The sequence below is a fragment of the Furfurilactobacillus curtus genome, from assembly GCF_054657915.1.
This window is the reverse complement of the sequence record NZ_BAAHXU010000001.1, coordinates 736,092-755,841: the sequence shown is the minus strand read 5'-3', so window position 1 is coordinate 755,841 and position 19,750 is coordinate 736,092. Positions and strand designations below refer to the sequence as shown.

General features: G+C 42.5%; 20 protein-coding genes. All 20 read left to right on the top strand.

Annotated features, from left to right (window positions below; all coding sequences use genetic code 11):
• The first annotated feature begins 14 nt into the window (after window positions 1–14).
• The 20 genes from atpA to ACYQ0Y_RS03775 all read left to right on the top strand — a co-directional run bounded on the left by atpA (window position 15) and on the right by ACYQ0Y_RS03775 (window position 19,740).
• The gene (atpA, locus tag ACYQ0Y_RS03870) at window positions 15–1,544 is read left to right on the top strand and encodes a F0F1 ATP synthase subunit alpha (protein WP_407883722.1); all 1,530 of its coding nucleotides are present in this window, start codon (window positions 15–17) and stop codon (window positions 1,542–1,544) included.
• Window positions 1,545–1,564: 20 nt separating this feature from the next.
• Complete coding sequence (locus ACYQ0Y_RS03865) at window positions 1,565–2,530, top strand: F0F1 ATP synthase subunit gamma (RefSeq protein WP_407883720.1); 966 nt, start codon at window positions 1,565–1,567, stop codon at window positions 2,528–2,530.
• Between the two features lie 69 nt (window positions 2,531–2,599).
• Window positions 2,600–4,006, top strand: coding sequence for a F0F1 ATP synthase subunit beta (gene atpD / locus ACYQ0Y_RS03860; protein WP_407883718.1), 1,407 nt, complete (start codon window positions 2,600–2,602; stop codon window positions 4,004–4,006).
• Window positions 4,007–4,019: 13 nt separating this feature from the next.
• Window positions 4,020–4,451, top strand: coding sequence for a F0F1 ATP synthase subunit epsilon (locus tag ACYQ0Y_RS03855; RefSeq protein ID WP_407883716.1), 432 nt, complete (start codon window positions 4,020–4,022; stop codon window positions 4,449–4,451).
• Window positions 4,452–5,123: 672 nt separating this feature from the next.
• A complete protein-coding gene (locus ACYQ0Y_RS03850) occupies window positions 5,124–5,825 on the top strand; it encodes a YveK family protein (protein ID WP_407883714.1) in 702 nt (233 codons plus the stop codon).
• Window positions 5,826–5,911: 86 nt separating this feature from the next.
• Window positions 5,912–6,544, top strand: a complete 633-nt coding sequence (locus ACYQ0Y_RS03845; RefSeq protein WP_407883712.1) for a CpsD/CapB family tyrosine-protein kinase — start codon at window positions 5,912–5,914, stop codon at window positions 6,542–6,544.
• Between the two features lie 33 nt (window positions 6,545–6,577).
• Window positions 6,578–7,213 carry a sugar transferase gene (locus ACYQ0Y_RS03840; RefSeq protein ID WP_407883710.1) on the top strand — a complete coding sequence of 212 codons (636 nt, stop codon included), beginning with the start codon at window positions 6,578–6,580 and terminating at the stop codon, window positions 7,211–7,213.
• Window positions 7,210–8,166, top strand: a complete 957-nt coding sequence (locus tag ACYQ0Y_RS03835; protein ID WP_407883708.1) for an NAD-dependent epimerase/dehydratase family protein — start codon at window positions 7,210–7,212, stop codon at window positions 8,164–8,166. Before ACYQ0Y_RS03840 ends, ACYQ0Y_RS03835 begins: the two co-directional genes overlap by 4 nt.
• Before the next feature lie 16 nt (window positions 8,167–8,182).
• Window positions 8,183–9,028 (top strand): glycosyltransferase, encoded by an 846-nt coding sequence (locus tag ACYQ0Y_RS03830; RefSeq protein WP_407883706.1) that lies wholly within the window; start codon window positions 8,183–8,185, stop codon window positions 9,026–9,028.
• Between the two features lie 19 nt (window positions 9,029–9,047).
• Entirely contained in the window at window positions 9,048–9,860 is an 813-nt protein-coding gene (locus tag ACYQ0Y_RS03825) for a LicD family protein (RefSeq protein ID WP_407883704.1), read from the top strand.
• Window positions 9,861–9,873: 13 nt separating this feature from the next.
• On the top strand, window positions 9,874–10,983 hold the full coding sequence (locus ACYQ0Y_RS03820) for a glycosyltransferase (RefSeq protein ID WP_407883702.1): 1,110 nt from the start codon (window positions 9,874–9,876) through the stop codon (window positions 10,981–10,983).
• Between the two features lie 13 nt (window positions 10,984–10,996).
• Window positions 10,997–12,193: a hypothetical protein gene (locus tag ACYQ0Y_RS03815; RefSeq protein ID WP_407883700.1), complete on the top strand. Its 1,197-nt coding sequence runs from the start codon at window positions 10,997–10,999 to the stop codon at window positions 12,191–12,193.
• A gap of 81 nt (window positions 12,194–12,274) precedes the next feature.
• Window positions 12,275–13,372 carry a glycosyltransferase gene (locus ACYQ0Y_RS03810; RefSeq protein ID WP_407883698.1) on the top strand — a complete coding sequence of 366 codons (1,098 nt, stop codon included), beginning with the start codon at window positions 12,275–12,277 and terminating at the stop codon, window positions 13,370–13,372.
• A 42-nt stretch (window positions 13,373–13,414) separates the two neighbouring features.
• A complete protein-coding gene (locus ACYQ0Y_RS03805; RefSeq protein ID WP_407883696.1) occupies window positions 13,415–14,992 on the top strand; it encodes a lipopolysaccharide biosynthesis protein in 1,578 nt (525 codons plus the stop codon).
• 172 nt (window positions 14,993–15,164) lie between these two features.
• Window positions 15,165–15,386: a DUF1146 family protein gene (locus tag ACYQ0Y_RS03800; RefSeq protein WP_407883694.1), complete on the top strand. Its 222-nt coding sequence runs from the start codon at window positions 15,165–15,167 to the stop codon at window positions 15,384–15,386.
• A 58-nt stretch (window positions 15,387–15,444) separates the two neighbouring features.
• Complete coding sequence (gene murA, locus ACYQ0Y_RS03795; protein WP_407883693.1) at window positions 15,445–16,767, top strand: UDP-N-acetylglucosamine 1-carboxyvinyltransferase; 1,323 nt, start codon at window positions 15,445–15,447, stop codon at window positions 16,765–16,767.
• Window positions 16,768–16,963: 196 nt separating this feature from the next.
• Window positions 16,964–17,950: a rod shape-determining protein gene (gene mreB, locus ACYQ0Y_RS03790; RefSeq protein ID WP_407883691.1), complete on the top strand. Its 987-nt coding sequence runs from the start codon at window positions 16,964–16,966 to the stop codon at window positions 17,948–17,950.
• Between the two features lie 27 nt (window positions 17,951–17,977).
• Window positions 17,978–18,280 (top strand): membrane protein insertion efficiency factor YidD, encoded by a 303-nt coding sequence (yidD, locus tag ACYQ0Y_RS03785; protein WP_407883689.1) that lies wholly within the window; start codon window positions 17,978–17,980, stop codon window positions 18,278–18,280.
• Window positions 18,264–18,482, top strand: coding sequence for a DUF2969 domain-containing protein (locus ACYQ0Y_RS03780; protein ID WP_407883687.1), 219 nt, complete (start codon window positions 18,264–18,266; stop codon window positions 18,480–18,482). Before yidD ends, ACYQ0Y_RS03780 begins: the two co-directional genes overlap by 17 nt.
• A gap of 43 nt (window positions 18,483–18,525) precedes the next feature.
• Window positions 18,526–19,740 (top strand): FtsW/RodA/SpoVE family cell cycle protein, encoded by a 1,215-nt coding sequence (locus ACYQ0Y_RS03775; RefSeq protein WP_407883685.1) that lies wholly within the window; start codon window positions 18,526–18,528, stop codon window positions 19,738–19,740.
• Window positions 19,741–19,750: the final 10 nt, after the last annotated feature.

The following is a 19,750-nucleotide window of genomic DNA, read 5'->3' as shown; positions in this document are numbered from 1 at the left end:
GAGGTGAGATCCGCATGAGCATCAAAGCTGAAGAAATCAGCGCTCTCATTAAACAACAGCTTGAGAACTATCAAGAGGAGCTGACCGTTGAAGAGACGGGAACAGTAACCTACGTCGGTGACGGGGTTGCTCGTGCTCATGGTCTGGATAATGCATTAGCTGGTGAACTGCTCGAATTTGAAAATGGCGTGTACGGAATGGTTCAAAACCTCGAATCTGACGATGTCGGAATCGTGATTTTAGGAGCTTATGACGGGATTCAAGAGGGATCGTCCGTTAAACGGACTGGTCGGATTATGGAAGTTCCTGTCGGCGACGCGTTAATCGGGCGGGTTGTAAATTCTTTGGGTCAACCAATTGACGGAAAAGGTGAGATTAAGACTGATCACACCCGTCCTGTTGAGTTTAAGGCGCCTGGAGTTATGCAACGTAAATCTGTCAGTGAACCATTACAGACTGGTATAAAAGCCATTGATGCCTTGGTTCCGATTGGTCGTGGTCAACGTGAATTGATCATTGGCGATCGGAAGACAGGGAAGACATCACTGGCGATTGATACAATTGTTAATCAAAAAGATCAAAACATGATTTGTGTTTATGTGGCGATTGGACAAAAGGAATCAACCGTTCGTGCTCAAGTAGAGACGCTTCGGCAACTTGGGGCGATGGATTACACAATTGTTGTTTCTGCAGGGCCTTCAGAACCTGCACCAATGCTCTATTTAGCCCCTTACGCGGGAGCCGCGATGGGTGAAGAATTCATGTACAATGGTAAACATGTCTTAATCATCTATGATGACCTATCAAAACAGGCTGTCGCTTATCGTGAGCTTTCCTTAATTCTTCGTCGGCCACCTGGTCGTGAGGCCTATCCTGGAGATATCTTCTACACACATTCACGTTTGCTCGAACGAGCAGCCAAATTGAGTGATGAAATGGGCGGCGGTTCGATGACAGCTTTGCCAATCATTGAAACTCAGGCCGGTGATGTGTCAGCCTATATCCCAACCAACGTGATTTCTATCACTGACGGTCAAATTTTCTTGAATTCTGATTCATTTTATTCTGGTATTCGACCAGCCATTGACGCGGGTACTTCTGTTTCCCGGGTTGGTGGTGATGCTCAAGTTAAAGCTATGAAAAAGGTTTCTGGGACACTACGGCTTGATTTATCTTCTTATGCCGAACTCGCTTCATTTGCGCAGTTTGGTTCTGACTTGGATCAAGCAACTCAGGACCGTTTGAATCGTGGACAACGAACGATTGAGGTGCTAAAGCAACCATTGCATGCACCATTAGCTGTTGAAAAGCAGGTTATCATTTTATATGCCTTGACGCATGGGTACATTGATAAAATTGCCATTGAGGATATCGCGCGCTTCCAAAGCGAGCTGTTTGATAATTTTGATGCGAAACATGCTGATTTATTGGATACCATTCGGTCAACTGGGAATTTACCAGATGATGACGATATGAAGGCTGCAATGTCCGCATTTGTTGATTCTTTTCAACCAACTAAAGCAGCTACGGAAGCCACTAAATAGGTTGAAAGGAAGGTGAGCAAATGCCTGCAGCACTAAACGAAGTGAAACGCCGGATTAGTTCGACGCAAAAAACGGCTCAAATCACAACAGCGATGCAGATGGTCTCAACCTCTAAGCTTAGTCAGATCCAACACCATACGAGTGGGTATCAAATTTATGCAGCAAAGGTTGAAAGCGTTGTGACTCACCTTGCTGCTTCTCATTTACTAGATAGTGGGTCCGTTTCGACGCCCAGTACTAGTTCCAATGATGATGTACCTGCTAGTGGTTTAATGACACAACGCCCAGTTAAAAAAACTGGCTTGTTAGTCGTTACTTCAGATCGCGGCCTAGTTGGCAGTTATAATAGTAATATCATTAAATCTACGAATGACTTTATGCACCAACATGGTGGTAGTCAGAACGATTATGTTGTCTTAGCTATTGGTGGCACTGGCGCTGACTTTTATAAAAAGCGTGGTTTAAACGTGGCTTATGAATATCGTGGTGTCAGTGATGTCCCAACATTTGTTGAAATTAGAGAAATCGTGAAAACTGTGGTGGCAATGTATAACAATGGCGTCTTTGATGAGTTATATGTTTGTTATAGTCATTTTGTTAACCGACTGACATCACGTTTTCGTTCCACACGAATGTTACCAATCACTAGTGACACGGTTATAGATACAAAACCAGACGGCGATGAGAGTGGTTCTGCAAAAGCCGCGGCAGCAGGAATTAACATTACTCCGGAATATGAGTTAGAACCATCCGCTGAAGAAATTTTGCAGGTGGTCTTACCACAGTATGCCGAAAGCCTCGTCTATGGAGCTATTCTGGACGGTAAAACTTCGGAGCATGCGTCAAGTGCGACTGCGATGCAAACTGCCTCGGATAATGCTCATGACCTAATCGGTAATCTTAGTCTTCAATATAACCGTGCACGTCAAAGTGCAATTACTACTGAGATCACTGAAATCACTGGTGGGCAGGCAGCATTGGAATAGGAAGTTAATCCCGATTGACAAGTAAAGGCTTGTCAACGGTAATTATTAAGACGGAAGGAAGATACGCGAATGAGTTCTGGTAAAGTTGTTCAAGTTATCGGCCCCGTTGTTGACGTTGAATTTCCACTAGATGGTTCGTTACCTGCAATTAACAATGCATTACTGGTTAAACGTCCCAATCAAAAGGATCTCACGGTTGAAGTCACCTTGGAACTAGGGGACGGTGTCGTGCGGACAATTGCGATGGATGGAACGGATGGCTTACAACGTGGCATGGAAGTTGAGGACTCAGGTGGCTCAATTTCAGTGCCCGTTGGTGAAGATACATTGGGTCGGGTATTTAACGTCCTCGGAGAACCGATCGACGGCGGAGCAGAGTTTGGTCCAGATGCAAAACGCAATCCGATTCATCGGGAAGCGCCAGAGTATGACCAACTCGCAACAAGTACTGAAATTCTCGAAACGGGAATTAAAGTGATTGATTTACTTGCTCCATATGTACGTGGTGGTAAGGTTGGCCTCTTTGGAGGGGCTGGTGTTGGTAAGACAGTTCTGATTCAAGAACTAATTCACAATATTGCCCAAGGCCATAACGGGATTTCAGTATTCACCGGTGTTGGTGAACGTACTCGTGAAGGCAATGACATGTACTTTGAAATGAAAGGGTCTGGCGTTTTGAAGCAGACCGCCATGGTGTATGGACAAATGAATGAGCCACCTGGTGCCCGGATGCGAGTGGCGTTGACTGGGTTGACGATTGCGGAATATTTCCGTGATGTCAAGGGACAGGATGTGTTGCTGTTTATCGACAACATTTTCCGGTTTACTCAAGCTGGTTCAGAAGTCTCTGCGTTACTTGGACGAATCCCGTCAGCCGTTGGTTATCAACCAACCTTAGCGACAGAAATGGGTCAACTACAAGAACGAATTACTTCTACACAAAAGGGTTCAATTACATCCATTCAGGCGGTTTATGTGCCTGCCGATGACTATACTGACCCGGCGCCGGCAACCACTTTTGCTCATTTGGATGCGACAACTAACTTGGAACGTTACTTGACGCAACAAGGAATTTATCCGGCCGTGGATCCGTTGGAATCAACTTCGTCGGCGTTGACTCCCGAAATTGTGGGACAAGATCATTACGAAGTTGCCACACAAGTCCAACAGATTCTGCAACGATATCACGAGCTACAAGATATCATCTCTATTTTGGGGATGGACGAATTGTCGGATGAAGAGCAGACGGTTGTGGCACGTGCTCGTCGAATTCAGAATTTCTTGAGTCAGCCATTTTCCGTTGCTTCTCAATTTACAGGAATTGATGGACAATATGTTCCTGTTGAAGATACGGTTAAAGACTTTAAGGCCATCTTGGACGGGAAGTATGATGACCTACCTGAAGAGGCCTTCCGATTGGTCGGTACGATTGATCAAGCTGTTGCAAAGGCCAAACAACTACAAGGTAGTAACTAAGGGGGCGTAACCAATGGCTGAACCTCAACTGACGGTTACGATTGTGACCCCGGATGGAACGAGTTACGATAATCATGAGGCTACCATGTTTGTGGCGAAAACAACCAACGGTGAAATCGGAATTATGCCAAACCACGTTCCGCTAATTGCGGCGTTGGAAATTGATGAAGTTCGTGTCAAACATGATCAAAACGCGGAAGATGAAATTGCTGTTAATGGTGGTTTTGTTGAATTCTCTGATAACGTCGCGACAATTGTGGCAGATTCTGCGGAAACGCAGGGTAATATTGATGTTGACCGTGCGCAAAGTGCGCGAACTCGTGCACAACAAGCAATTGAACATGCTCAACAGGCACATGATGCTGACGAACTACGCCGGGCAGAGGTTGCCTTGCGTCGAGCAATTAATCGGATCAATGTTGCCTCGCATACGCAAAATCGTTGATTTACACATTACTTAAAGTTGTACAAAGAGCTGCATTAGAAGCTAAAAAAAGAACCAACAACAGATTGTTTGTTGTTGGTTCTTTTTTTGTTTGATAAACACGGATAAATATTTTGCAAACAAGAGCCAATATGTACCAGCAGTCACAATTATTTACTGATAAATTTGAAAAAATTGGCGTAGCCTGTTAGCTGTCTTCCTCCAAATTGATCGTCATGATGTGGATAGATAATTAATTATTATTCATTATTCATGATTGAAAGATGGAGATTAAAGTAGCCGAGTTTATTTTTGTTATTTAAATAATTGTAATGATAAGATCAATTTTTAAAAAAATGACAAAAGAAAAGTAAATGAATATATTAAAAAAAAGTTCGCTAAAAAGCCTTTCTCAGCGCACTCCTATGAATCTATTTTCGACATATCTAATGATTACCATAGCTAAAAATTTACAGACTATTCAAGATCCGTTAATATATCATTAAAATAACGATAAGGATTTGAAAATAAACGATTGTTTTCGCACATTCCTTACGCGTTGAGGTTGATGCTTTAATTTATGATTTTACGGATTATGCGCCCCGTTAACTGAAATCAAACTCTTGGAATGTACGATGATCATTGTGTTTGTGATAAATGTCATAAAAATCGACGATTATGGAGGTGTTATTGGTGGATAACCTGATGGAGCTAAAATGGCTTGTACAGCTATTAAGAAAAAAATTCTGGCTGATTATTGTGAGCAGTGTACTTTGTGGAGGAGCGGGCTTCGCCGCCGCAAAATTTTTAATTAACTCCGAATATACAGCAACGACGCAGATTTTGATCCGTAAGCAAGGTCCGGTCGGCGAAAATCAAAATGGCACAGCAATTGACCAACAGACAGCATCACAGTTAGTTAGTACTTATAAAGATTTAGTTACCAATCAAGTTGTTTTGCAAGACGTAAGTGACACGCTTAAGAAAAGCCAAGCAAAATGGGCAAAAAGCTTATCTGTAAATCAGCTTAAGCGAGCTATTACGGTTGACGGTGAAGAAAGTTCTCGCGTATTAACGATTAACGTTGCTGCTGATAAGGCAGCCCAAGCACAAATGGTTGCCAAACGTCTTGGAAGCGTTTACAAAGCTGACACAAAGAAAATGATGGGGATGGACAATGTTGCTGTGATTGTTGACGATGTGCACAGTGTTCGCACATCACCGAGTCAGCAATTATTCATGATCGCTGGTTTAGTGGCTGGTTGTTTAATTAGTATGGGGCTGATATTAGCCCGCGAATTGATGGATCAAACGATTAAAACGGATAATTATCTCATTGATCACTGGCGCTTGAAAAATTTAGGCCATATCGGGTTGATTGAACACAGACATTAGATTGCAAAATAAATAAGTTATCTTTATTAACTTTTTGGAGAATACGTATGAAATTATTTAGTAAGTCAAAAAGGAAGTCGCTAGATTTGTCAAACAGGTTAATTACGGTCAGCTCCCGTTCGCCGGTGGCAGAACAACTCCAAACGTTACGCACCAACATTACTTTTTCGATGATGAATCAGGCTGCTAATTCGATTATGTTTACATCGCCTGAAAGTGGTGATGGACGTTCAATTATTGCGGCTAATATGGCGATTGCTTGGGCTAGTCAGGGGCAACGAGTTCTGCTAATTGATGCGGATTTCAGGCATCCTAGCATGCATAAAATTTTTCAAAAACAAGATTATCGAGGCTTGAGAGATGCTCTGTTAACTAGGCAAGTAAATTATCAACGGGATATTCAGGATAGTGACATTGAAAATCTATCAATTATGACCAGTGGGACAGGCATCAAAAATGATGTCAGTTTAATTAAAACGGAAAGAATACCCCATCTTCTTATGCAATTCAAGCAAGTTTATGATCTGGTTGTCATTGATGTGCCATCGTTAATGGATGTTTCAGATACTCAAGTTTTAGCAAGCCAAGTTGATGGAGTGGTACTGGTTATCCGACAAGGACATACGACCAAAATGTCCGTGGACCGCTCTATCGAGTTGCTGCAGATGGCTGATGCTAACTTGTTAGGCTATGCTATGAATTCTGCTGGTAGCGAATAACATAATACGCAGACAAAATTAAGGAGGAGCATCATGGAAAAACAAAACCTTTCTCAAGTAGTTGAATTCGACCTTATGCCGGCTGCTTGGTCCTGGTATTTGCCGATTAAGCGGCTATTGGATTTAATGTTTGTTTTGCCACTTTTTATTCTTGGATTGCCAATTGTTTTAATTGCTGCGCTGGCAGTTAAGCTAGATTCTGCGGGGCCAGCCTTTTTCAAACAAGAACGCCTGGGTTTACAAGGCCGACCCTTAACCATTCTGAAATTACGAACCATGTGTCAAGATGCTGAAAAAAATGGTGCTCAGTGGGCTGAAAAGAAGGATTCACGGGTAACAAACGTCGGGCGCTTCTTACGGAAAACTAGAATTGATGAATTACCGCAATTATTGAGCGTGCTGAGCGGTCAGATGAGTTTAATCGGTCCACGACCTGAGCGACCGGAATTTACCCGAGAATTTGCCCAAACCTATCCCGGCTTTGAGCAGCGGTTACGCGTTAAACCTGGTTTGAGTGGTTATGCCCAAGTTCATGGTGGCTATGATCTTAATCCTGCGGAAAAAGCTGCTTTAGATAAGTACTATATTGATCATCTTAGTCTTCGAATGGATGGACATATTTTCTTGGCCACCTTAAAAACAGTGATCACAGGGGAGGGATCGCGATGAGTCAGCAAATCAAAACGGCTAAAATTTTGGTAACTGGTGGGGCGGGTTTTATTGGCTCGAACCTAGTTGACGAGCTTATTGAAGATAATGAAGTGGTTGTTGTCGATGATTTATCGATGGGAAGGTTGGAGAATTTACCCGTCTCTAGACATCTACATTTTTTTCATCAGTCGATTAATAACAAAGAGTTTATGGAAAAATTACTAATTGATTGGCAGTTTGATTATATTTTTTTACTCGCAGCAGTGGCAAGTGTTGCGGACGCTATTGAGCGACCATACGAAACGCATGAAATTAATCAAAATGCTAATTTACACGTTATGGAAGTGATTCGCGTCCATCAATTACCAGTGAAAAAGGTCTTGTTTGCTTCGTCAGCAGCAGTTTATGGAGATCACCCAACGCTACCCAAGAAGGAAACTTCGCCGATTAGACCACTTTCTCCGTATGCCATCGATAAATATGCAACAGAACGCTTTCTTATCAGTTATGGCAAGCTTTATGGCATTCCTACAGTTGTGACCAGATTTTTCAATGTTTATGGTCCTAAGCAGAACCCGCAATCGCCTTATTCTGGTGTCTTGTCACTGATTCATGCTGCAATCCGTCAAGGCAAAGTGTTTACTATTTTTGGCGATGGTGAACAAACGCGTGATTTTGTTTATGTGAGTGATGTGATTAAGGCCTTACAGTTATTGATCCTTCATGAGCAAGCACTTCATGATGTCTATAACGTTGGCTCTGGACAACAAGTTAGTTTAAAAACGATGATTAAACATTTTGAAGCGATATGTCAACAGGCACTTAGGCTAACTTACCGTCAGCCGCGAGCCGGTGACATTTATGATTCTGGTGCAAGTATTGAGAAAATTTGCGCGCTTGGGTATCAGGTTCAATTTGCACCAAGGCAAGGTGTCGCACACTACATTAAAAGTTATCGATCAGTTAATTAGAGGAGGAGCCCCGTTGATGATTGGATTAATAAACCGCAAATATAGCGCCTTAATAGCTGTTCATCAAAACGAGCGTCCGGAACATTTTCAGTCTGCACTGGCGAGCATTTTTGATCAGACAGTATTGCCAGCGCAGATGATTATTGTTAAAGACGGCCGTCGAATCTCTGAATTAGATGACGTGATTGATCAATATAAATGTATTTGTCAGTATAGACACATTGATTGGGTATACTTAGAAAACCCTCAGGTAATGGGCTTGACAGCGTCATTGAATCAAGGGTTGACCATGTGTCGGGAATCGTTAGTTGCTCGTTTTGATAGCGATGACGTCAATGTTCCAGAGCGTATGGAAAAAACGCTCCAAAAATTTGCCGAGGACCCCGAACTGAGTGTTGTTGGCAGTTGGATTGGTGAATTCGCGACGGCCATTGAGGATGTGACAGGGATTCGTAAAGTACCCATGGATCAAGCCGCTATCCAACGATTGGCACGGCGGCGTAACCCGATGAATCATATGGCTGTGACTTTTCGCCGTGAAGCAGTGATGAGCTTGGGCGGCTACACGGAAATGCCATCCTTCGAAGACTATTACTTGTGGTTAGGAATGCTTAGCCAACAAATGAAATTTGCTAATTTGCAAGAAACACTAGTTTGGGCGCGTGCAGGTAGTCACTTTTGGGAGCGCCGTAGCGGTTGGTATTATTTGCGACGTGAATTGCATTTTCAAAGTGCAGCTTATCGGCAACATTATTTAAGCTTAAGTGATTACCTCGGTAATATTGTTACCCGGTGCGCAGTTCGTTTAATGCCCAAATTAATTTTAGCGCTGGCGTATAAAACAGTTCGTAGCCAAAGGTAAAACTGAGGGAGACGTTAATATGGTGCCAATTGAACTTAAAGAACAACAGAAAATTCTATTTGGATTGCTACAGTACTTACACCAGCTTTGTGAACAACACAATTTACGATATTCGTTGGGAGGAGGAACGTTATTAGGCGCGGCTAAATATCATGGCTTCATTCCTTGGGATGATGACGCGGATATTGTGATGCCACGGCCAGACTTCATCAAATTAATGGAGATTTTAAAACGTCAGCATAAATACCAAGTCCTCGATCCGCAATTGCCAAATTATTTCTACCCGTATGCGAAATTGATTGACCCAAGGACAATTATGAAGACTAGCTATCATTTTGATCGCTATCACGAATTAGGCGTGTTCGTTGATATTTTTCCGATTGATGGTATTCCTAGCGGCAAAAAGCAGCAGATGTTTTTTCTCAAAAAAAATCATTGGTTGAAAGAACGGTTCTTATGCTCGACACCTTTTTATTATTCGGGTACCAAGTGGTACACGACATTAGTCAAATCAATTAAGTTAATGCCTGTTCACTTGATAGCTAAGCGTCAATCCACCAATAAATGGAAGCGGCTATTATTAGCGTCAATGGCAAATTACGAATTTGAAAATTCGCAATGGTCAGGTATTAGGCTGGATGAAGCTGGGGCGGAAATTTTGCCGACGGGGATCTTCAAAAACTATACCACGTTGTCTTTCGAAGGGACGCAGCTGAATGTTATTCAAGATTACAAGAAGGTGTTAACTCGCGTTTTTGGCGATTATATGGCAGATTATCCGCGTCGTCGCCAACGGCCGTGCCATCATTATCTTGCCTATTGGCGCGAATAAAAGGAGGCTGATTATGGATAAGTCACAACCTGTACGAATTCTTCATTTCCCCGACTCCTTGCATCGTAGCAACGGCCGAATGAGTATTGTTATGAATGTCTTCCGTCAATTAGATCGACAAAAAATTCAATTTGATTTTGCCGTTCCCCGTAGCGTTAAGTCTGACTATGAAGAGGAGATTGTTGCCTTAGGTGGGCGCGTTCATTACTATTCGGGTTCCCTGCGAAATTATCGACAAGTAAAGAAATTCATTCGAGATTTGTTATCAAAATATGCTTATCAGGTCATACATTATCACGCGACATCCATTTGGGGCGCTAGCTTACCAGCGGGAGTTACTAAAGGGGTTAAGCATCGAATTATCCATTCACACAACTCTGTTTTTAGTCAAACAAGGTTAAAAAGCTTTCGAAATCGGCTTTTCAGTCATTTCACTCGGCAATATGCGACCGAGTATGTTGCTTGTTCAAAGTTAGCAGGTGAAACGCTATTTGGAACAGCGAAGTTTCGCGTATTAACAAATGCAATTGATACGAACAAATACAAATATGATGCAATGGCTCGTCAACGTATTCGCTCTCAGTACCATTTTGATCAGACAACCGTCGTTTTGGGTCATATTGGTCGGTTGACAACTACTAAGAACCAGAGCTTTTCATTAAAGCTTCTGCAACGATTAATTCAATCTGGAATTAATGCGAAACTTGTTTTACTAGGTGAGGGGCCTGACGAGGCAGCCTTACGACAATTGGTCGCTGAAAATAATTTGCTTCAATCGGTCGTTTTTGCTGGATTAAGAACAGATGTTCACGCCTTTTATAGTGCATTAGATATGTTATTAATGCCTTCATTATATGAAGGTTTACCAATGGTCGGTGTCGAAGCACAGACCTCAGGACTACCAGTGATTTTTAGTGATCATGTGACGACCGAGGCTGGGCTTATCAATGCGTCCTTTTTACCATTGTCTGATTTAAACAGTTGGTTGAAGCAAATTGATTGGCTAAAATCGCAGAATATTAATCGAGCTCAAGCTCAAGCGATGGTTAAAAATGCTGGCTTTGATGTCGTAAACGGCACCCATCAATGGCAGCAGATGTATGAACAAATGATCAATAGATAAGATAGGTGAGCAGATGACAGCTGGATTAACGATGATTATCACGCTTTTAAACCCATTATTTGGCGGGATTTTTGCCGCGCTGGCCGTTCAAAACGATCGCCGTTTTCGACAATTATACGTTGTTGTGATTGCCGTATTAATTGGGATTATGGCTTACAACTTAGTTCCTAGTCGTGAAACGGCCGATTTGGCTCGTTACTTTTATTGGATCGATCATTATTTTCGTGGACATTCATTTGAACACATTTGGCAAAACTACGGATCGCAAGGATTATTTGTTGTTCAACCCTTGATCTATTTCTTAGTGGGATTGACACAGAACAATCAATTATTGCCATTTGGCGTCATGTTGATTGCTTCTCTTTGCAATTTAACCGTTATTACGCGCTTATGTGATAAATATCAAATTAATATGACGAAATGTATCCTGATCTATTTATGCTTGATGCCATTTCCAATTGCGGATTTAGGTGTGCGGACAGTGCTGTCATTTTCACTAGCCAGTCTAGCTATTTATCGTGACCTTGAGGCGCATCGCCGAGGACTCTTAACTTGGTTGATTTACTTGCTAGCGATCTCCGTTCATGTTGCTGGGTTAATCATAGTTTTGATGCGCTTGGTGCTTCTTTTAAAGGTTCACTGGCGTCCCAATCCTATTCGAGCCATATTTAAATTGAGTGCCATGATTGTGATCATCGCAATTGGCTTGGTGGGATTGACTCAACTAGGAGTGTTCGATTTATTCCTCACTAAAAGTAGTTCATATTTTGGCGAAGGAGGAGATGTTAGCTATGTAGAATATTTAAGTAACAGTATATATATGCGTCTGATTCGCCTGTTCTATTTGATGGTTTTTGGCTATATGAGCCTAATCTTATGGCTGCGCAGACATACAACTGGCTTAACAAATAAAGATGGCTATACTTATGCGCTATTGCTAAGCGTCGTTGCATTAATCTCATTTATATCAAAGGATTCAGTTTATCTTCGTCTGACATTTATCCTTCCCACTTTAATGGCCTATCTTTATGTAGGTCGTTCAGCAAATCAGTCTCGGCGACAGTTAATTGGCGACTTATTTTTGACTGGACTCTGCATAGGTGGGGTAATGATTCAAATAACCTATCTGTCTTTGAATACGAATCTCTTTAATTTCATGATTCACGTGTTCCAATCAGGAATAGTTAACTTAATCCTAACGGGTGGTTAATGGCCTTAATCGTTAGCTGGCTAATACCGCGAGTGAGTTTTTCGTACCAATTTTTTCAACTAGTTCAATGGAGGACAAAACATGCGTCCAATTCGTGTTTTACAGCTAGGAATGACTTCTAATTATGGTGGCATTGAAGCTTATGTAATGAATTTATATCGACAGTTAGATCATCAACAATTCCAATTTGATTTTGTCGACTGGTCCACCGATCGATCGATTGCTTATGCAGATGAAATTGTTCAATTAGGTGGACAGATTATTAAGGTTGTGAATCGTCGAACGCATCCTTTGAAAAATTGGCAGATGATTCGTCAATTGGTAACGTCCGATAAGTACCAAGTCATTTATAATAATTTGAATTCCCGGAGCTATTTAACTGGTGTTTTGGCTGGGTTGAAGTGCGCCAAAGCACGGGTTATTGCGCACGCACACAATGACGGTATTGAAAGGGATCATAAACTGAGTCAGTTGTTAGATCAAATCAATCGACACCGGATTAATCGTCGAGGAATTATTAAAGTGGCCTGTAGTCAAGCTGCTGGACAATGGATGTTTAACGGCCAAGACTTTCGAGTGGTTAATAATGCGATTGAAACATCTCACTATGCTTATCGACAAGATGTTCGGCAACGATTACGTCGGCAACTAGGTCTTGAAGGAAAATTGGTAATTGGCAGTGTGGCTCGCTTATCGTCGCAAAAAAATCCATTATTTTTAGTTGAACTATTGGCGACTGTTGTAAAGACAACCCCGCGGGCAGTATTGCTTATCATCGGTGATGGACAAATGCGTGAAGAATTACTAAATTATGCACGGCAATTAAACGTGGCAGATAAAGTAAAGTTAATGGGCATGCAAAATCATACAGCTGATTTTATGCAGGCAATGGATGTGTTAGCAGCTCCGTCAATTTTTGAGGGATTTGGGATCTCGGTGTTAGAAGCCCAATGTGCCGGTCTCCCTTGTGTTGTGTCACCTGCATTTCACCAAGACGTGATGCAAACCCCGTTAGTGGAAAAACGATCATTAGCAGATTTGTCGGGGTGGGTAGAAGCAGTGTTAACGAGTCAACGGTCTATGCCCAGGCATTCATACGCGCTGGACCTTGTTGAACAAGGATTTGACATTAAGATGCTGTCAGAGCAAGTAGTTCCCTTAATGACCGGCGAAGCTTAGAACGATAAAGTTACACTAGTCAATAACATGGGAGGTGAGTCGATGGCTGCCACGTACCAAGCAAGAACGCAACAATCAGTGAAAAATACAATTGCTTCTACGGCCAATTTTGTTCTGTTATTGCCTACTCAATTTATTCTACGATATTTTTTGGCCAAATATTTTGGGATCGAATATCTAGGCTTAAATGGCCTGTTTAACAGCATTTTAAGTGTGCTCTCGCTGGTTGATATGGGGGTTAGCGCGTCCATTACATATGCCTTGTACCGACCGTTAGCCGACCATGATACAACAATGATTAACGCTCTAATGCGCTTATATCGGCGTATTTATCATTGCTGCACGATTGGTGTCATCTTGCTTGGTGTATGTTTATTGCCGTTCCTACAGCTCTTTACTAAACACCAATTTCAAGCCGCTAATGTTAGCTTGATTTTTCTTATCATGGTCTTCAATATGGCATCAACTTATTTTTTGGCCTACAGTCAAGCCTTGCTCATTGCTGATCAACGTAATCGCTTGATTTCTTGGACAGGGTTGGTGTCTGGGTTGATAACCTTGCTTCTGCAAATTGCCCTGATTGTCATAACTAAAAATATTTACGGATACATTGTTATTGCCATGGCCATTACTATCATCTATAACATACTACTGTCACGCTTTGTTAAACGCGCTTATCATCTACAAGTGACGACTGAAAAAGTCCCGAAGGCTGTGATGGTCAAATTGATTGGGAATACAGTTGGTAATGGTTTAACCCGCTTTAGCAGTGTAGTGGTTAGTGGGACAGATGGCATATTAATATCAATGTTTGTAGGATTGCCAGCATTGGGACGTTATTCCAACTATCTGTTGATCACCAACGCAATGCAAAGGTTTTTGTACCAATTATTCAGTTCAGTTCAAGCCAGCATTGGAAATTTTGGTACTACTCGAACAAAACATGAAGGGTACGCTTTATTCAAGCGTTTGAATTTTATCAATTTTGCTATTTCGGCTGTCATTACCGGCGGTTTAGTCAGCTGTGCAAACCCTTTAATCGAACTTTGGTTGGGGGAACATTATGTGCTCACTGTCACGAATGTTGTGTTAATTGCCGCCGCTCTTTTCTTTATTAATTATTTAGTAGTGACGTTAAACTTTATCTCTGCCTACGGTTTATCCCACAAGATGAAGTTAGTCCCAATTTTAGAATCTTTAGCAAACATTGGGTTGGGATTAGTCTTTTTGGCCGTTTTTCACCTCGGACTTAATGGTGTCTTAATTGCGACTATTTTATCAACCACCATCACTGTGGGCTGGCAAAAGCCGTTTCTATTATTTAAACATGGTTTTCAAAAGCCATTTCGATTATTTATCGGCGATGAGATAAAAGATGTGCTCGTCGTAAGCCTGATTGTTGCAGTTAATGTGATGATCTTAATGGCTGGTGAAAACTATTGGAAGCTATCTACTTTGAATCAATTAGCAATGAATTTTGGCTGTAGCATTTTGACATCTGTAGTCATAGTGCTGGTATGCTATCTGCGGGACGCCCGTTTAGAATATGTAATCTCCTTGGTCCGTGGCCTTAGTGGACAGTTGTGGTTTAATTTGGTGGCGACAAAGCGCAAAAATTAAAGTGAACGCCGTTAATTAATCGACTTTAAACGTAGCTAGTGCGCAGATAGCTATTGAATTGCCGTTATTAGTCTGTCAAAACTGTATATTACAGTTTCTTTTTTGACATGATATTTATAACGTAATCAACTATTCTATGATAGACTAATTGAATAAAGCAAAGAGGTGCAAAATGGCGATTTATGGCGTTTCAGTAGTGATAAAAATAGTGTTTCAATTGGCCTTCATTTGGTTTGCCTTGTGGGCACTTCGACCGCTACCACTTGTCAAGATTATGCCGCAATATCCTCGCCAGGCACAAATGTTACTTGTGTTGCTGGCAATCATCATTGGGTATGGTTGTAGCTCTTTTTTCATTGACTTATTTCAGTCAATTATTGGATTTAGACCCTGAAACAATTTAGTTGTTATCGACAAGTAGTGAGTGCCAAATTTTGGAGGCTCGAAAAATTATGGAAAAGATTATTGTTCATGGCGGCCCGGCTCTGAAAGGAACGGTTGAAATTGAGGGCGCTAAAAATGCCGTTTTGCCGATCCAGGCAGCATCAATTTTAGCTTCATCCGGGAAATTGGCTTTAACAAATGTCCCAGCGTTATCAGATGTCTTCTTAATGAACAAGGTTCTCAGTTTCTTGAATGTGGATGTGGCTTTCGATCGTGATAAGAAGAGTGTCACATTTGATGCATCACGGCACCTGAGTTCTGAAGCGCCGTTTGAATATGTATCGAAGATGCGTGCTTCGATGGTCGTGATGGGGCCGTTATTGGCCAGAGTTGGACGGGCCCGAGTCGCGATGCCGGGAGGTTGTGCAATTGGTAGTCGACCAATTGACCTACATCTCAAGGGCTTTGAAGCATTAGGAGCCACAATTGAACAACATGATGGTTATATTGAAGCGAGTGCCGATCAATTGACTGGTGCTAATATTTACTTGGATTTTCCGAGTGTGGGTGCGACAGAAAATATTATGATGGCGGCTACATTAGCTAAAGGGACGACATTAATTGAAAATGTTGCACGTGAGCCTGAAATTGTTGATTTGGCGAATGTGTTGAACAAAATGGGAGCTCGCGTCTTTGGCGCTGGGACTGAGACGATTCGAGTTGAAGGAGTCGCGACGTTGCATGGGTGTGAACACAGCGTCGTCCAAGACCGCATTGAGGCTGGTACATTTATGGTTGCGGCTGCGATCACCGGTGGCAATGTTCTGATTAAAGATGCCATTAGCGAGCATAATAAACCGTTGATTTCGAAGCTGTTAGAAATGGGCGTTCAAGTCCGTGACGAGGTCGATGGCGTACGCGTGATCGGGACAAGTCAATTAAAGCCGGTGACAGTTAAGACTTCACCACATCCAGGTTTTCCAACCGATATGCAACCCCAGATGTCGGTGCTACAGCTGATGGCAAATGGAACAAGCACATTAACAGAAACAGTTTTTGAAAACCGTTTTAACCATCTTGACGAGTTACGCCGTATGAACGCTCGTTTCACGATCGAAGGTAGAAGCGTCGCATTGCAGGGGCCAACGGCATTTAACGGCGCTGAAGTGGCTGCAACGGACCTAAGAGCGGCTGCCGCTCTCGTTTTAGCTGGGCTAGTAGCCAATGGTTATACAACGGTGACTAATTTACAGTACCTAGACCGAGGCTACTGTGATTTCCATGACAAACTAGCTGCTTTGGGTGCAGAGATTGAGCGAGTGGATATTGATGCGGATGTCCGCCAAATCATTGCCAAGCGGCAAAAAAGTGTTTCTTCGAACTTAAATTGATATTGAACTGATTCCAAAGCAAAGGCTCTTTAATTGTCCGACTTGACGTTGGCGCAATTGAGGGAGCTTTTTTGTTTGATGGCCATCCATATTTTAGAAGTCTAAGTCATTGTTAAAGGTTCAGCAAAGGCTGACGGTCGATAAAGGGATATGCTATAATTGTGCATTGAAATTGTGTAATTGAAAGGAGCTCAACATGGCCAAAGATATTGGAATCGATTTAGGCACAGCCAACGTGTTGATCTATGTCGTTGGAAAGGGAATCGTGCTAGACGAGCCATCCGTCGTTGCCATCGATACCAAAACAGAACGCGTACTCGCCGTTGGTTCCGAGGCATACCGAATGGTAGGGCGAACCCCGAGCAATATTCGTGCAATTCGCCCCTTGAAAGATGGCGTCATCTCAGATTTTGATGTGACTGAAGAGATGCTGTCTTACTTCATTAATAAACTAAATGTTAAAGGGTTTATGTCGCGCCCAAATATTATGATTTGTGCACCAACGAATATTACAGAAATCGAACGCAAAGCGATCATTCAAGCTGCCGAAAAATCTGGTGGGGCAAAGGTTTATCTGGAATACGAGCCCAAGGTAGCGGCAATTGGTGCCGGGTTAGATGTGTATCAAGCGACTGGGAACATGGTGATTGATATTGGCGGCGGCACATCAGACATCGCTGTCTTATCTCTAGGAGACATCGTTGCCAGCACATCATTGCGTATGGCTGGTGATCGCATGAACGCCGACATAGCTGCTTATGTGAAGCGAGAACATGGTCTAATGATTGGTGAGCATTCGGCGGAAAATATTAAAATTAAAATTGGGACCGCTGTTCAGATGGATCATCCAGAGACCATGGACGTTCGTGGCCGTGATTCAGTCAACGGGATGCCACATTCTGTGGAAATTAATGCAAATGAGGTTGAAGCCGCTTTGCACGATACGTTGCAGCAGATTATTGACGCTGCGCATGGCGTCTTGGAACGGATTCAACCAGAATTGGCGGCTGACATCATTGACCGAGGAATTATTTTAACCGGTGGTGGTTCGCTATTACATGGGATTGATCAATTGATTTCTCGAGAATTGCAAGTGCCAGTGATGATTTCAGAGCAGCCCTTGGACAATGTGGCCAAGGGCGCCGGACAATTATTAGAACGCATGAGTGGGAAGAAAGCTTAACTGACCCGATAAGAAGGTGAATGGCTGATGAACTGGTTACTAACTAAATTAATTATCGGCTATCAGCGGTTTATTTCACCACTGTTTCCGCCGAGTTGTCGCTACTATCCGACGTGTTCTAACTATATGTTGATCGCAGTTAAGAAACACGGTGGAGTGGCTGGATTCATTATGGGAATGGCACGGATACTGAGATGTAATCCCTTTGTGCGGGGGGGCTACGATCCGGTTCCTGATTATTTTACTGTTCGTCGCAATCCTCATCCCAGTGATATGGATCCGATTGTGGCAGCTGTCTTTTATGGAGAACATCATGACAAAAAAGGATAAGACGATACCCGTTTCAATTGACGAAACGACGATTGCTGGCGAAACCATTGCTCAAGTAACCGTAAATAAACAAATTATTGGTCAAATTAAGCCAGACGGTAAAAAATTTGTTGCAACCATGAATGGTGGTCAGCGATTTAACGCAAAAACGCAAGAAAGCGCGCTTCAAGAGATTCTTGCTGAATACAACTTACATGGTTGAGCACTTTTTGTGAGAATACGAATCAGCTTTAGGGAGGATCCAAGTGCAACAAGAACGTGCTTCCGTCAGTCGGAGTAATAAAAATTTAGATTCACGTATTGATTGGGGCATTATTTTTTGTGTCCTCATGTTGGCATTGATCGGGATTGCTTCAATCTATGTGGCGGCGACGCATGATGCCAAAACGGTGAGCGTGGTCAAGCAAGTGGCCACTCAAGTTGTCTGGTATGTCATTGGAACGGTTGCTGTTGTCATTTTAATGCAATTTGATTCTGAACAATTGTGGAAATTGGCGCCATTGGCCTATGGTGTGGGAATTTTCCTGTTAGTGGCAGTCCTCGTTTTTTACAGTCGAGCTTATTATGTCCAGACCGGTGCTCGCAGTTGGTTTGCCATAGGCCCATTAACATTCCAACCTTCGGAAGTTATGAAGCCAGCTTATATTTTAATGATGGCCCGGGTCATTACGACACATAATAATGATCGTCCTACTCACACTATTCGGGGCGATTGGTTATTGATCGGTAAATTGTTTGCTTGGACGTTACCCATTTTTGTGCTGATGAAGTTACAGAATGACTTTGGGACCAACTTAGTTTTTGCTGCCATTTTAGCTGGACTAGTCTTAGTTTCAGGTGTGACATGGCGCATTTTGGTGCCAGCATTTGCAACTGTCACCGTGATTGGTGGTTCTGCGTTGACGCTTGTGGTTACGACGTGGGGACGGACGCTTTTAGGCCACCTTGGGTTTCAGGCCTATCAATTTGCGCGGGTTGATACGTGGTTGCATCCATCAGCCGACACATCAAATCAAGGTTATCAATTATGGCAAAGTATGAAAGCGATCGGCTCTGGCGGATTGTTCGGCACAGGATTTAATGTGTCACATGTCTATGTTCCAGTTCGTGAATCAGATATGATTTTTTCCGTTATCGGTGAAAACTTTGGCTTTATTGGTGGCTTATTGTTAATAATGTTGTATTTTTATCTAATTTGGCAGATGGTTCGCGTCACATTTGACACTAAGAATGAGTTTTATGCTTATATCGCAACTGGTGTTGTGATGATGATTTTGTTTCATGTCTTCGAAAACATCGGTATGAACATTGGTTTGTTGCCATTAACGGGGATTCCGTTGCCCTTTGTTAGCCAGGGGGGCTCTGCACTGATTGGTAATTTGATCGGCGTTGGCTTGATTATGTCAATGCGATACCACTACACCAGCTATATGTTTAGTAACAATGCCAGTTTCAAGTAAGGGTTAGGGA

Excerpts from the sequence above, each read along its gene's own strand:
- atpA (WP_407883722.1), top strand. The coding sequence starts at position 15 with ATGAGCATCAAAGCTGAAGAAATCAGCGCTCTCATTAAACAACAGCTT.
- ACYQ0Y_RS03865 (WP_407883720.1), top strand. The coding sequence starts at position 1,565 with ATGCCTGCAGCACTAAACGAAGTGAAACGCCGGATTAGTTCGACGCAA.
- atpD (WP_407883718.1), top strand. The coding sequence starts at position 2,600 with ATGAGTTCTGGTAAAGTTGTTCAAGTTATCGGCCCCGTTGTTGACGTT.
- ACYQ0Y_RS03855 (WP_407883716.1), top strand. The coding sequence starts at position 4,020 with ATGGCTGAACCTCAACTGACGGTTACGATTGTGACCCCGGATGGAACG.
- ACYQ0Y_RS03840 (WP_407883710.1), top strand. The coding sequence starts at position 6,578 with ATGGAAAAACAAAACCTTTCTCAAGTAGTTGAATTCGACCTTATGCCG.
- ACYQ0Y_RS03835 (WP_407883708.1), top strand. The coding sequence starts at position 7,210 with ATGAGTCAGCAAATCAAAACGGCTAAAATTTTGGTAACTGGTGGGGCG.
- ACYQ0Y_RS03830 (WP_407883706.1), top strand. The coding sequence starts at position 8,183 with ATGATTGGATTAATAAACCGCAAATATAGCGCCTTAATAGCTGTTCAT.
- ACYQ0Y_RS03825 (WP_407883704.1), top strand. The coding sequence starts at position 9,048 with ATGGTGCCAATTGAACTTAAAGAACAACAGAAAATTCTATTTGGATTG.
- ACYQ0Y_RS03820 (WP_407883702.1), top strand. The coding sequence starts at position 9,874 with ATGGATAAGTCACAACCTGTACGAATTCTTCATTTCCCCGACTCCTTG.
- ACYQ0Y_RS03815 (WP_407883700.1), top strand. The coding sequence starts at position 10,997 with ATGACAGCTGGATTAACGATGATTATCACGCTTTTAAACCCATTATTT.
- ACYQ0Y_RS03810 (WP_407883698.1), top strand. The coding sequence starts at position 12,275 with ATGCGTCCAATTCGTGTTTTACAGCTAGGAATGACTTCTAATTATGGT.
- ACYQ0Y_RS03805 (WP_407883696.1), top strand. The coding sequence starts at position 13,415 with ATGGCTGCCACGTACCAAGCAAGAACGCAACAATCAGTGAAAAATACA.
- ACYQ0Y_RS03800 (WP_407883694.1), top strand. The coding sequence starts at position 15,165 with ATGGCGATTTATGGCGTTTCAGTAGTGATAAAAATAGTGTTTCAATTG.
- murA (WP_407883693.1), top strand. The coding sequence starts at position 15,445 with ATGGAAAAGATTATTGTTCATGGCGGCCCGGCTCTGAAAGGAACGGTT.
- mreB (WP_407883691.1), top strand. The coding sequence starts at position 16,964 with ATGGCCAAAGATATTGGAATCGATTTAGGCACAGCCAACGTGTTGATC.
- yidD (WP_407883689.1), top strand. The coding sequence starts at position 17,978 with ATGAACTGGTTACTAACTAAATTAATTATCGGCTATCAGCGGTTTATT.
- ACYQ0Y_RS03780 (WP_407883687.1), top strand. The coding sequence starts at position 18,264 with ATGACAAAAAAGGATAAGACGATACCCGTTTCAATTGACGAAACGACG.